The sequence below is a fragment of the Hyunsoonleella pacifica genome, from assembly GCF_004310335.1.
In the GTDB taxonomy this organism is placed as follows: Bacteria; Bacteroidota; Bacteroidia; order Flavobacteriales; family Flavobacteriaceae; genus Jejuia; species Jejuia pacifica.
In genome coordinates this window covers 360,335-374,162 of sequence record NZ_SIRS01000003.1, presented here as the reverse complement: position 1 = coordinate 374,162, position 13,828 = coordinate 360,335, and the positions used below count along the sequence as shown (strand labels likewise).

Annotated in this window: 10 protein-coding genes and 1 tRNA gene; 7 read left to right on the top strand and 4 right to left on the bottom strand. The window is 32.1% G+C overall.

Annotation, left to right across the window (positions count from 1 at the left end):
* Positions 1 to 163 precede the first annotated feature (163 nt).
* On the bottom strand, positions 164 to 838 hold the full coding sequence (locus EYD46_RS07860; RefSeq protein WP_130936526.1) for an SCO family protein: 675 nt from the start codon (positions 836 to 838) through the stop codon (positions 164 to 166).
* 161 nt (positions 839 to 999) lie between these two features.
* Here EYD46_RS07860 and rseP point away from each other — a divergent pair, with 161 nt between their 5' ends.
* Positions 1,000 to 2,331, top strand: coding sequence for an RIP metalloprotease RseP (gene rseP / locus EYD46_RS07855; protein WP_130936525.1), 1,332 nt, complete (start codon positions 1,000 to 1,002; stop codon positions 2,329 to 2,331).
* Positions 2,332 to 2,403: 72 nt separating this feature from the next.
* Positions 2,404 to 2,477 (top strand) — tRNA-Asn (locus tag EYD46_RS07850).
* A 60-nt stretch (positions 2,478 to 2,537) separates the two neighbouring features.
* Here the strand turns inward: EYD46_RS07850 and EYD46_RS07845 are convergent.
* Positions 2,538 to 2,888: an arsenate reductase family protein gene (locus EYD46_RS07845; RefSeq protein WP_130936524.1), complete on the bottom strand. Its 351-nt coding sequence runs from the start codon at positions 2,886 to 2,888 to the stop codon at positions 2,538 to 2,540.
* A gap of 57 nt (positions 2,889 to 2,945) precedes the next feature.
* On the opposite strand from EYD46_RS07845, the gene EYD46_RS07840 reads away from it, so the two are divergent.
* On the top strand, positions 2,946 to 3,410 hold the full coding sequence (locus EYD46_RS07840) for a DinB family protein (protein ID WP_130936523.1): 465 nt from the start codon (positions 2,946 to 2,948) through the stop codon (positions 3,408 to 3,410).
* A gap of 4 nt (positions 3,411 to 3,414) precedes the next feature.
* Here the strand turns inward: EYD46_RS07840 and EYD46_RS07835 are convergent, their stop codons facing one another.
* Complete coding sequence (locus EYD46_RS07835) at positions 3,415 to 4,215, bottom strand: THC0290_0291 family protein (protein ID WP_371870114.1); 801 nt, start codon at positions 4,213 to 4,215, stop codon at positions 3,415 to 3,417.
* A gap of 197 nt (positions 4,216 to 4,412) precedes the next feature.
* On the opposite strand from EYD46_RS07835, the gene gdhA reads away from it, so the two are divergent.
* The 4 genes from gdhA (at position 4,413) to EYD46_RS07815 (ending at position 11,359) form a co-directional block, all read left to right on the top strand.
* Positions 4,413 to 5,756 (top strand): NADP-specific glutamate dehydrogenase, encoded by a 1,344-nt coding sequence (gene gdhA / locus EYD46_RS07830; protein ID WP_130936521.1) that lies wholly within the window; start codon positions 4,413 to 4,415, stop codon positions 5,754 to 5,756.
* Between the two features lie 123 nt (positions 5,757 to 5,879).
* Positions 5,880 to 8,225, top strand: a complete 2,346-nt coding sequence (gene porZ / locus EYD46_RS07825; RefSeq protein ID WP_130936520.1) for a type IX secretion system anionic LPS delivery protein PorZ — start codon at positions 5,880 to 5,882, stop codon at positions 8,223 to 8,225.
* Complete coding sequence (gene recO, locus EYD46_RS07820) at positions 8,225 to 8,944, top strand: DNA repair protein RecO (RefSeq protein ID WP_130936519.1); 720 nt, start codon at positions 8,225 to 8,227, stop codon at positions 8,942 to 8,944. The genes porZ and recO overlap by 1 nt, the downstream gene beginning before the upstream one ends.
* 3 nt (positions 8,945 to 8,947) lie before the next feature.
* On the top strand, positions 8,948 to 11,359 hold the full coding sequence (locus tag EYD46_RS07815) for a TonB-dependent receptor (protein ID WP_130936518.1): 2,412 nt from the start codon (positions 8,948 to 8,950) through the stop codon (positions 11,357 to 11,359).
* A gap of 57 nt (positions 11,360 to 11,416) precedes the next feature.
* Here EYD46_RS07815 and EYD46_RS07810 read toward each other — a convergent pair whose 3' ends face one another.
* The gene (locus tag EYD46_RS07810) at positions 11,417 to 13,759 is read right to left on the bottom strand and encodes a T9SS type A sorting domain-containing protein (protein WP_130936517.1); all 2,343 of its coding nucleotides are present in this window, start codon (positions 13,757 to 13,759) and stop codon (positions 11,417 to 11,419) included.
* Positions 13,760 to 13,828: the final 69 nt, after the last annotated feature.

Here is a 13,828-nt window from a genome sequence, read left to right as displayed (position 1 = left end):
TGATTTTAAAGAAGTAAAAATACAGCAAACTTCATAAGATTAAAAGTTAAAGTGTAATTATTTGGGCGCTACCACAAGGGTCGGGCTTTCACTAGTCGCTCCTCCTTAGGTCGGGAGCTCCAACATGCCGTTCAATCCCTTGCGCAGAAGAACACTTCGGTATTTATTGCACATATTCATTTTTTAAATGAGCAATATCATCCAATAATTTTTCAATATCCTCAGGTTTTGTACCATCATAAAACCCACGGATTTGCTTTTTTTTATCAATTAACATAAAGTTTTCTGTGTGTATCATATCAAAAGGGCCACCGTTTCCATTACTTTTAACAGCTAAATAACTCTTACGCGCTAAGTCATAAATTTGTTTTTTATCTCCTGTAACCAAATTCCATTTCTTATCAATTACCCCTTTTTTTATCGCATAACGTTTTAATTGTTCAACAGTATCAATTTTAGGTGTTACTGAATGAGATAAAAGCATTATCTCGTTATCATGTATAACTTTCTTCTGTATATCTGCCATATTTTTTGTCATAATAGGACAAATCGTTTGGCAAGTAGTAAAAAAGAAATCTGCCACATAAATTTTATCCTTATATGTATTTTGTGTAATGATTTCTCCATTTTGATTTGTTAAACTAAAATCAGCAATTTTATGATATTTCTTTTTGTATTGAATTGTACTATCTACAAGTTCTATACTAACCATCGTTGGCTGGTAAATAGGAAGTGGTTGGTACACATTTAAAGTGTTGTAAATTAAAGTAATAATAACAATGGAAATCACACCAAAAACTATAGCAAATAGTTTATAACCCTTAAAAAACGATAGCATCTTAAACGCTTTGAATTAAATTTTTTGTAAAAGTACAATGTTTTTAAATCGCATAAAACCTGTCCTTAACTTAAATTACTGTTAAAACCTAGAGCATTTGTTTAATCGCTTTTTAAACTAGGCTGAAAACCTTACTTTTGTGCGGTTATAAAAAAATGTAGATGTCAGTATTTTTAATAAAAACGGCTCAATTACTTTTGAGTCTTTCTATACTAGTAGTATTACACGAATTAGGGCACTTTATTCCAGCTAAGGTCTTCAAAACAAGAGTAGAAAAATTCTATTTGTTTTTTGATGTTAAGTTTTCTTTGTTTAAAAAGAAAATTGGCGAAACTGTTTACGGTATAGGTTGGTTGCCACTTGGTGGATACGTTAAGATATCTGGTATGATTGATGAAAGTATGGATACTGAGCAAATGGCAAAACCACCCCAGCCATGGGAGTTTCGTTCTAAACCAGCATGGCAACGTTTAATAATAATGCTTGGTGGAGTAACAGTTAATTTTTTGTTAGCAATATTTCTATTCATTGTTATGCTTTCTGTTTGGGGAACAAACTATGTAACTAAGGATAGCGCAAAATATGGTTATGGAGTTACAAAAACTTTAGAAAATTATGGGTTTGAGCAAGGTGACAAAATAGTTTCAATTGATGGAGAACTTATAGAGAATATTACAATTCCTATTAACAAATATCTCATGTTTCGTGATATTAATAATATGAAAGTTGAGCATGTTAATGGAGAAGTAGAAATTATTAAATTACCAGAAGATATAGGTACTCAATTATTTGAAGCTGGAGATTTACCTGGAATAGAGGCGCGATACCCTTTTGAAGTTGATTCAATTGAAGAAGGATCTCCTGCTGAAAAATCAGGTATGCTTTCTGGCGATAAAATTATAGCAATAAATGGACGAAAAGTTGAATACTTTTCAGATTACACATACGGTCTAAAAAATAACTCTAAGAAGGATGTTTCTCTACAAATCTTAAGAGGTAATCAAAAAGTTGATATGGTTATTACTCCTAATGAAGACAACAAAATGGGATTTTTTAGAGGAATAACAGATGAAGATTATATCACCTTTCACAATAGAGAATATACACTAGCAGAAAGTATCAAAGGTGGATTTAATCAAGCATATTGGGAGGTTAAAGATTATCTAGCTCAATTTAAATATATATTCACTAAAAAAGGTGCAACTCAAATAGGAGGATTTGCTGCTATTGGAAAAATGTTCCCGTCGCAATGGAACTGGGAAGCATTTTGGTATCTTACCGCATTTCTTTCAATTATGCTTGGGGTATTAAACCTATTACCAATTCCTGCGCTAGATGGAGGTCATGTTATGTTTTTACTTTATGAAATGATTTCTGGGAGAAAACCAGGAGACAAGTTTATGGAGTATGCACAGATGGTAGGATTCTTCATTTTAATTGCGTTAGTTTTGTTTGCTAATGGGAATGATATTTACAAAGCTATTTTTGACTAATTTTTTAGGCTTTATATTTGTTGTAAATAAAATTTAATATATATTTGCGCTCGCAAAAGCGAAATATAATCTTCCTCAGTAGCTCAGTTGGTTAGAGCATCTGACTGTTAATCAGAGGGTCGCTGGTTCGAGCCCAGCCTGAGGAGCAAAAAAAGTCTAACAGAAATGTTAGACTTTTTTGTTTTTTTAATCTTCATTATAAAATTTTAACCTAATACATTTTTAATAGCGTCTACGGTTTTCTTAGAATTACCAATAAATATATTGTCTTCAATTAATATTACAGGTCTTTTTAAGAAAGTATAATGCTCAAGAATGTAATGTTTAAAATCTTTCTCAGTTAAATTTTGATTTTTTAAATCCATTTTTTTGTAAAGCTGTGAACGTTTGCTAAACAGGGCTTCATAACTTCCAGATAAGGCTTTCATCTCATCTAATTGAGTAATACTTATAGCTTCACTTTTTATATCTTGTAGTATAAATTCAGAAGGTAAATTCAGTTCTTTTAAAATTCTTCTACAAGTATCACAGGTCTTTAAATAATATACTTTTTTCATGGTTTTATGTATTTCAAAAAACAAATTAAAACTATATTTATCAAAAATTTAAACAATATGGACTTTACGTTTCAAGTTTTACAAAATACAAGAAGTATTTTAAAAAAAATTATTGAAAACAACACATTAGAAGATTTAAATAAGGTTCCTGAAGGCTTTAATAATAACATTATTTGGAATATAGGTCATGTTGTGGTTTCTGAACAATTATTAGCCTATAAGTTATCAGGTTTAAAAGTATCTCTTTCTGAGGAAATGGTAAATAAATACCGAAAAGATAGTAAACCTAATCAGGTAGTATATCAAGATGAGGTAGATGAAATTAAAATGTTATTATTATCTACACTTGAAAAAACCAAAACAGATTATGATGATGGTATTTTTAAGAATTATAACACTTATACAGTATCAACAACAGGAAATACTCTAAACAATATTGATGAAGCTTTACAATTTATAGTAATACATGAAGGACTACATTATGGATATGTATTGGCACTTTTAAGAGCTATCAAAAATTAAGTAATTAATTTAGATAATATATGTAACCTATATTTAACCAGAGTAGCCAGTCGTTATTTTTGTTATCAACAAGATTGTGATTTAATCCATCCACCCAATCATCAAAATAATATTGCCATCTTAAATCAAGCATAAGGTCGGAAAGTTTACCAACTTTATATCTAAATCCAACACTAGCAACAGTAGACCATGTGCTTCCAGGAGCAGGATCAACTGATCCGGGAGCCCATCTGGAATAGAAATTATTAGGGTCTCCTATATTTCCAACATCATTAGTGCCATTGTCATAGGTTGTTATTACCTCAGGGTTAAATGAAGTGTAGTGTATACCTAGACTTACAAATGGAGCTAAACGGTAACCATAAGCTTGAAACGAACGAATACTTAGAGGGAAAAATTCTAGTTGAGTACCAATATCCAAGTTTTTAGCATAACCAGTGTGACCTCTAAGTCTATCTGCATTATCACTAGTTCTATCTGGTTGTACCCATCTTCCAAGATGCTCTAGTTTTGTTTTATTCCATGAAATCTCATTTCTTAATTTAAAATGATCGTTGAAATACGTATCCGTAGAATAGCAATTACAATCAGCTCTATAGGAAAAGTTAATATAATGTACAAGCCCTATTCCAATCCCAGAATTACCAAAATTGGTACGTTCGTCTTGACGGCTGCCATAGTCTGACCTAAATTGCACAGGACCTGTAATAACGCCTATTTCATGTGAAAAGCCTAATTGGGAGTGTGATGTTTGCCAAAAGGCAAACACACAGAGAGCAAGAGCTAAACGTTTTAAGTCAAGCATCATAAATATTATATTTTCGAGGCGTTAGTGCAACAAATATATAAAAAGCCGATGAACTACCAAATTATTCTGATGAAGCGCATTTAGCTTTTATGTTATATTGCGAAAAATTAAAAAAAAACTTAAATTTTTTAAAGATAACGTATCTTTGTACTTCTAAATTGTATATTCATTAAAAATTAAACATTTATTGATACATGAAAGAAATTATTGCAGATTTTTTGGATTTGGTAAAAGAGCGTAACGCTCATGAGCCAGAATTTTTACAAGCAGTTGAAGAAGTTGCCGAAACCGTAATTCCTTATATCGTTCAACATGATATTTATTATGGCAAAAATGTTCTACTTCGCATGGTAGAGCCAGAACGATTAGTTTCATTTAGAGTGTGCTGGGTTGATGATAATGGAGAAATTCAAGTGAATAGAGGCTATCGTATTCAAATGAATTCTGCTATAGGTCCATATAAAGGTGGTTTACGTTTTCATCCTACAGTAAATGCAAGTATTTTGAAATTTTTGGCTTTTGAACAAGTGTTTAAAAATAGTTTAACTACACTTCCAATGGGAGGAGGTAAAGGAGGAAGTGATTTTAACCCTAAAGGAAAAAGTGATAATGAAATCATGCGTTTCTGTCATGCTTTTATGAGTGAATTATTTAGGCATATTGGACCAAATACCGATATACCTGCTGGCGATATTGGTGTAGGGCAGCGAGAAATAGGGTTTTTATTTGGTATGTATAGAAAACTAAGAAATGAATTTACAGGAGTGTTAACTGGTAAAGGAATGACTTGGGGAGGGTCGTTAATTAGACCAGAGGCAACAGGCTATGGTACTGTGTATTTTGCTGAAAATATGCTAAGAACTAAAGACGATAGTCTTGAAGGAAAAACTGTAGTGATATCTGGTTCGGGTAATGTTGCACAGTATGCAGCAGAAAAATCTATTCAATTAGGAGCAAAAGTAGTTACGCTATCAGATTCTTCAGGATATATTTATGATGAAGAGGGGATTGATGCTGAAAAATTAAAATTTGTAATGCATCTTAAAAATGAAAAAAGAGGCAGAATAAGTGAATATATAGAAGAGTATCCTAACGCAAAATTTTTAAAAGGTAAAACTCCTTGGAATGAGAAATGTGATATTGCTTTACCTTGTGCAACTCAAAACGAATTAGATGGGAATGATGCAAAAGCTTTACTGTCTAACGGATGTATGTGTGTGAGTGAAGGAGCTAATATGCCATCAACAAAAGATGCGATTGCAGAATTCCACAAAGCTAAAATTTTGTTTGCTCCAGGAAAAGCTTCCAATGCAGGAGGCGTTGCTACATCTGGTTTAGAGATGACACAAAATTCACTAAGATATAAGTGGACAAGAGAAGAAGTAGATAAAAAGCTTAAAGAAATTATGGCTGATATTCATCAGTCATGCATTGACTATGGTAAAGATGAAACAGGTTATATTGATTATGTAAAAGGTGCAAACATTGCAGGTTTTGTAAAAGTAGCTGATGCGATGTTAGCTCAGGGAGTTGTTTAACGCAATACATCTCAAAATAAATCAAACCAGAGAAACGCTTTTCTCTGGTTTTTTTATTGAGAATATATTTTTTTTAAGTAATACTCGTTACTTATAAATATATTTGAAACTAGAAAAAGAGCTATGGCAAAAAAGTTTTTAATATTATTGATTTTTCTACTGCCGTTTTTACAATCTGCACAAGACTTTTCGGCATCATGGGAGGGTCATTTTTCGTATTTCAATATTATAGATGTAGCTGAAAGTGATACAAAAATTTATGTAGCCGCTGAAAATGCGGTGTTTATCTATGATGTAAATACTCAAGATATTGAAGAGAAAACTACAATAAATGGATTATCTGGGAATACTATTTCAACCTTATATTATAGTAATTTATACGAACTGTTGTTAATAGGTTATGAAAATGGTCTTATTGAAATTGTTTTAGATAATGATACAAATATATTAACAGTAGTAGACATTCAGGATAAGGTAACAATACCGCCTTCAAGTAAAGGAATAAATCATTTTAATGTTTCGAATAATTTAGTATACATCTCTACAGATTTTGGTATTTCAGTTTTTGATTTGGAACGACTAGAGTTTGGAGACACTTATTTTATAGGCGATCAGGGAGATCAATTAAGTGTGGGGCAAACCACAATTTTTAATAATTACATATATGCAGCATGTAGAAATGCTGGAATAAGAAGAGGCCCTCTAGATGGGACTGATTTAATTGACTTTCAAAACTGGGAAACAATTGTAAATGGAGATTTTTTAGGTGTAGAATCTTTAACAAATACATTATATGCTACAGGTAGTAATAGAATAATTTATGAAATACAAGGCACTACTGCTATTAATCGTTTTCAATATCTTAGAGTTCCTCTTAAATTAAAAGGAGTTAATGATAATTTATTGGTTACCACTGATACTACCGTTTTTGTTTATGATGAAAATTTTAATTTAATATCTCAAATTGGCATTGATGAAAATTTTGAAACAGAGTATACATCGGCTTCGCTCTATGAAGATTCAATTTATATTGGTACTACCAATTATGGCATATTAAAAACAACACTAAGTGAAAGTGATGGTTTTGAAGAAATACATCCAGATGGACCACTTTTAAACCAGCCTTTTTCACTAAAAGCATTTTCAAATGACTTATGGGTAACCTACGGAGATTTTACACCATTTTATAATCCGTCACCACTAAGAAGTTTTGGAGTTAGTCATTTAAAATCAGAAGGCTGGACAAATATTCCTTACGACAGTATATTTTCATCAAGGAATTTGAATACCATAGCTGTAAATCCTTTTAAAACAGATCAAGTTTTTATTAGCTCATTTCAAGATGGTTTATTAGAAATTAATGATGATATTCCAACAATAAGGTACGATCAAACCAATAGCGGTTTAGAGTCATTAGTTCTTCCCAACAACCCTAGTTTTATAAGTTTGAGACTTTCAGGATTACAATTTGATAGTGAAGGTTTATTATGGTCTATAACATCTCTTACTCAAAGTCCTTTAAAGTCATATAACCCATCCACAGGGCAATGGCGAAAATATGATTTTACAGAAATAATAGCTGATCCCTTAGCTGATAATCTAGGTTTTAATAAAATAGTGATAGCTCCAGATGGCACAAAATTTATTAGCTCTTTTTCTAAAGGGTTAATTGGGTTTAATGAAAATGGAAGTAATTTTTTATTGAAGCAAATTTCAACAGAAGAAGAAAATTTTCCAGATAAATCGGTAAGATCAATTGCTTTAGATAGGCGAAATCAGCTTTGGATAGGAACACATAGCGGTTTACGCGTTTTATTTAACACAGCAAACTTTTTTAATGAAGAAAACACAAGAGTTGAAGAGATAATTATAGAGGAAGATGGTGTTGCTAAAGAGCTGTTATTTGAACAATTTATTTCAGATATTGAGGTGGATGGGGCGAATAATAAATGGATTTCAACCTTTGAGTCTGGACTATTTTTCTTGTCTCCTGATGGGCAAAGAACAATTTTTCACTTTACAACTGATAATTCTCCTTTGCCATCTAATATTGTAAATGACATCTCTCTAGATGAATCTAACGGAATTCTTTATATCGCTACACAAAAAGGATTAGTATCATTTAGAACAGGAAGTTCCTCAACTTCTGAAGATTTTTCAAAATCGCATGCTTACCCAAATCCAGTTAGACCAGGATTTGATATAGTAGAAGAAAAAGTAAAAATTACAGACCTACCAGAGAATGTAAATATCAAGATTACCGATATCGAAGGGAATCTGGTAGCTGAAGCACAATCTAGAACCAATCAAAGATTTCAAGGATTTAATTTAGAAATTGATGGAGGCATTGCATATTGGAATGGTAAGAATCTCGCAAATAATATTGTAGCCTCAGGTGTATACCTTATTATGCTTTCAGATTTAAATAGTTTTGAAACTAAAGTTGTTAAATTAATGGTAGTAAGGTAATGTTAAGTACTACAAATGCTATTGTATTATCAAAATTAAAATACCGGGATAATGATTTGATTGTAAAATGTTACACCCAAGAACATGGTGTAATAAGCTTTTTGATTCGAGGCGTATTAAAATCAAAAAAAAACAATACAAAAACAGCGTATTTTCAACTATTATCACAATTACAGATAGTTTTTAATTATACAAAAACACGTTCTCTTTATACAATAAAAGAAGTAAGAACAAATTTTGTTTACGGTAGTTTACATTCGCATATATTAAAGAGTTCTGTAGTTATGTTTTTATCTGAAATATTATCAACAACACTTCAAGAAGAAGAGCAAAACGAAGCACTTTATAGTTATTTAGAAACTACACTATTATGGTTTGATGCAGATAGTGAATACTCAAACTTTCACTTATTATTTTTGCTAAACCTTACTAAATATCTTGGTTTTTATCCAGATACGACTAATATTAAGATGGCATTTTTTAATTTAGAATACGGTAATTTTCAAGATAAACTTACAGGAAAGCATAATATTTCAGGAGAAAATTTAATACTTTTAAAAAACCTGTTAGGTATAAAATTTGATGCACTCTATTCTATAAAGATAAACGCAGCAAAAAGACAATCGTTTTTAAATATGATTTTGCTTTATTTTGAACTACATTTGGGAAGTTTTAGAACCCCAAAGTCACTACAGATTTTTAATCAAGTTTTTAATTAGAAAATGAAGCGCAATAGTATGCTTTTACTGTTTTTATTACTTTTTAAAGTAATACAAGCACAAGATATAAAAGTATTAAATACCATTACTGAGGAGCCTGTTTTTGGAGTTGCTATTTTCGATGCAAAAAAAACTAAGAGTGTAGTTACAGATTTTAAGGGTATTGCCAGCTTAGATAAATTTGCGTTAACCGATACGCTCTACTTTCAACACTTATCGCATATTACTAAATACTTGACTAAGGCAGAGGTTTTAAAAACAAAAATTGTATACCTCGATGCCAATACAAGAGGTCTAAAAGAAATAGTGGTTTCTGTCTCAAAATTTGAGCAGCATAAACGAGATATCTCACAAAAAATTGTAAACAGTAATTCTGAAATTATTGAGTTTACAAATCCACAAACAACAGCAGATGTACTTCAAAATACAGGTGCCATTTTTGTGCAAAGAAGTCAATTGGGAGGAGGTAGTCCTATGATTCGTGGGTTTTCAACAAATCGATTACTTATCACTGTTGACGGTGTTAGGATGAATAATGCTATTTTTAGAGGAGGCAATGTGCATAATGTTATTGCCGTAGATCCACTTTCAATTCAGAGTACAGAAGTTACTCTTGGCTCTGGTTCTGTTATCTATGGAAGTGATGCTATTGGTGGGGTTATGAGTTTTTACACTAAGACCCCAGAATTATCACATACAGATTCATTACTGGTAAAATCAAATTCTTTAATACGGTATGCTTCGGCAAGTAATGAGAAAACAGGACATTTAAATCTAAATTTAGGCTATAAGAAATGGGGATTTTTGTCTAGTGTGACTTATGCCGATTTTAATGATTTACAAATGGGTTCTCATGGACCAGATGATTACTTAAGACCAGAATTTGTTATTTCTGATAATGGGAATGACGCTGTGGTTGAAAATCCAAACCCTAGGGTTCAAAAGTTTTCAGGTTATAATCAATTAAATCTCACTCAAAAGATAAGATTTGAGCCCTATAAAAATTTGAGTTTTGATCTAGGTTTACACTATTCAAAATCATCTGATATTCCTAGGTACGATCGCCTTATCCGTTATCTAGGAGACAATTTAAGGTCAGCTGAATGGAATTATGGACCACAAAAATGGTTTATGTCTAATCTTCATGTTACTAAACTTAGTAGTGGTTCTAATTTATATGACAAGATAAAAGCAACTCTAGCCTATCAAAATTTTCAAGAAAGTAGGATAGATAGAGATTTTGGAACAACTGATCGACGAATACGAGAAGAGGCAGTAGACGCCTATTCCTTTAATCTAGATTTTGAAAAACGATTAAGTGAAAAAACACGACTATTTTATGGAATAGAATATGTGTTTAATAAAGTATCTTCTAGCGGTGTAACTGAGAATATTTCTAATGGAAATAGAACTGAAACTTTGTCTCGATATCCCAATGGTGCTACTTGGGCATCGTCTGCAGCTTATGCCAACTTAAAATATAAGCCAAATACAAAATTTGTACTTCAATCGGGGTTACGATTTAATCATGTAGCATCTGAGGCAGATTTTACTGAAAATAATAGGTTTTTAAATTTACCTTTTCAAAGCTCTAAAAATACTGCAGGGGCCTTAACAGGCACTGCAGGAATAACATGGTCTCCTAATGAAACCATACAATGGAAACTTAATGCGGCATCAGCATTTAGAGCTCCTAATGTTGATGATATAGGTAAGGTGTTTGACTCAGAACCTGGATCTGTAGTAGTACCAAACCAAATGTTACGACCAGAATATGCTTATGGGGGAGAAGTAGGCCTGAAATTAGATTTCAATAAGAAATTAATACTCGATTTAAGTACCTATTACACGTATTTGGATAATGCTCTTGTACGACGCGATTACACCTTAAATGGACAGACCGAAATAGTGTACGATGGGGCATTAAGTAATATACAAGCCATACAAAATGCATCTAAAGCTTGGATTTATGGATTTGAAGTGGGGTTAAAAATGCAATTTACCAAAGCACTGAAGTTAACTTCTCAATACAGTGTAATAGGAGGGACAGAAGAGAATGATAATATTGAAGTACCAATACGTCATGTAGCTCCAAATTTTGGGAATACACATTTAGTATGGGAATATAAAGATTTAATGCTAGATGCTTTTACGATGTATAATGGAGAACTCTCTTTTAATGAATTAGCACCTTCAGAAGTTGAAAAAGATTTTATTTATGCCGCAGATAAGAATGGAAATCCTTTTGCGCCATCGTGGTACACTTTAAATTTAAGAAGCCAGTATAAGGTAAGTAAAACAACTATTTTAACAGTAGCTTTAGAGAATATTACAAACCAACGTTACAGACCTTATTCTTCTGGCATTGCAGCACCGGGACGAAATCTTCTTTTGGCTTTAAAATATAGTCTATAAAAAACAAGCCATTCTAATTTTTAGAATGGCGTGAATCACTGTAAGGTAAAACTAGTTTTATTTTTTAATAAATTTTTTGCTTAGAGTACTACCGTTTGCAAGTTCTATTGTGGCTATGTATACTGAACTTTTAAGCGTATTTAAATTATAAGTCTCATCATTACTGCTAGCATTTAGCTTATAAAGTGTCCTACCTAAAAGATCAAATACTGAAATAGATGTAAATGTTGAAACTTCTGTAGTAAATTGAATAGCTTCATTTTCTAATTGTATGATTTTAATAGCATTGGTGTTTAATTCAAAACCATCATTAGATAATGCATCGGCGTTAAATGCAATCTCAAAACGGTCATTAAATTCTCCAACTTCTGATGTAAAACTATAATCGCCATCATCAGATAAATTGTGTATTGTATTAGTTAAATTATCTTTAAGATAAACGGAGTTATTGGCAATAAAATTTCCTTCAAATTGTGCTATAGATAATGTATATACAGTTGCTACCTCAATATTTGTACTTAAACCTAATCTTATATTTTCATTAGAATCTAAACTAGAAATTGCCTTACCTTGTATAGCAAATTTATCAGTATCATTTTCTATGGTTGAATATAATATTGCAGCATTTCCAGAACTAATAATTCTTTTTGCGTCATAATATACACCATCGTTAAAATCCGTAGCTCCAGTAACATACCCAACTCCTATTTGGCTAAAAACACCGTTATCTGTTGTTAGGTTTACCCATAATTTATTGAAAGAACTAGATGACGAATTGTTTTTAGAATTTACGTTCTTAAAAAACTGGCTATTATCATTTGTTGTAGTACGCATTGAATTATTAAAAGTAACATTGCCTGCAGTTAGTGCTTCAACAAAGAAACCTTGGCAGGAAGCAACAAAGCCATTAGGTTGAGCACCAGTACCCGCTCTAGCTCCAATACCCATTGTTCCATTGTATGTAGCATAATCATCTACTGAAAAATTTTGTCCTTGGCTACCTCCAGCAGTATCACTTTCAGGTGTTGCTTGATCCCAAAAATATAATGCTCCTACCAAAGCACTATTTACTGACAGAAATTCGTCAGCATCAATAGCACAAGGATATGGATTTCCAATAAAATTCCAATCGTTATATGCACCTCCACTGTTGTTAACAAGAGGCACTTGAATGGTACCATTGTTAAACTCCCCTGTAAAAGTAAAACTTTCAGTACGAGGAAATGCAGGTCCAAGTTGGCTAGCAATAGCAGCATAACCAACCCCTGGTTGCATAGTACCACTGGCTATTTGCCAGTCGTCCCCGTTATCATCTATATCGTCAGATCCAGGATTAAAAACTCCTGAATTCCCATCTTCTTGTTGTACATCTACAAAGTTGGCAGCATTAAACGAAAAACGTCTGTCTCCTTGAACAGTACTGAATACTTGTTCTATTGTCTCATCTACAATTGGAGAGCTCCAATAGGTATAGGAAAATTTTCTTGGAAAAGTTTTACCTTTGAGAACTTGTACACCATTAGTAGAATTATCTGTGAAACTTGCTGTGTCGCTATTTTGTACAAAATTACCTTGAGATTGCACAAAAAGTTCCCCATCTACAGTTACATCATTTTGTACTTCAACATAATCACCATTATTAACGTTTAAATTAATATTAATATTAATGGTTAATGAACAGGCGCTAAAACTCCCATCAATTGTAGTATCAAAGTTATCCGCAATGATTACTGGAGTACTAAGATTGGGACCGCTTATTGGTAACCAAGCTCCAGCTATCCAAGTTACAGTAGATCCAGAACAAGTAGTGCAAATAAAGGGAGAGGTACTTAGTGTTACTCCACTGTAATTGTTCCCATGATTGTAATTGGCAAAGGTGTTTAAATCTGTCCAACTAGGGTCAGAAGTACCCCCAATATATTCTCTATTGTCTCTATTTCCATCAACAATATCAGCACTAGTAAAGCCAACTGGTAAAGTAATAGGGGGATCAGTATTAGCATGAAGAAAAGTGGTCCAATTTCTAGTTGTAACATCAAAACCTTGAAATGCTAGTACTTGATCTCCGCTATTATTCAGCATAAATAAACCACTAACAGAGGTAAATTCAGCATTATTCTGTAAAAAACTTATAATTGTTCCACATGTGTAGTCTGTAGCTGCAGTAAATAAAACTACGCCTTCATTCAAATCTTGTAATCCAGTACCAGTTGCATTTACTTCGTTATCAGAAAAATAAATCTGTGTTCCTGCGGTTATACCAACTCTTAGTAAGAACGTAAAATCTTCATTATCCGTATTTACACCAATTATAGCAATATCTTCTTTAGCTAGAATAGTTTGCCCATAACTAAAACTAACTCCTAAAAGCAATAGTAATATTAAAGTAATTTTTTTCATAATGTTAAGTTTTTAAAACTAGATTTGGATCTATTAATTTTAATTGTTTTCAATTGTTATTTTTGAATT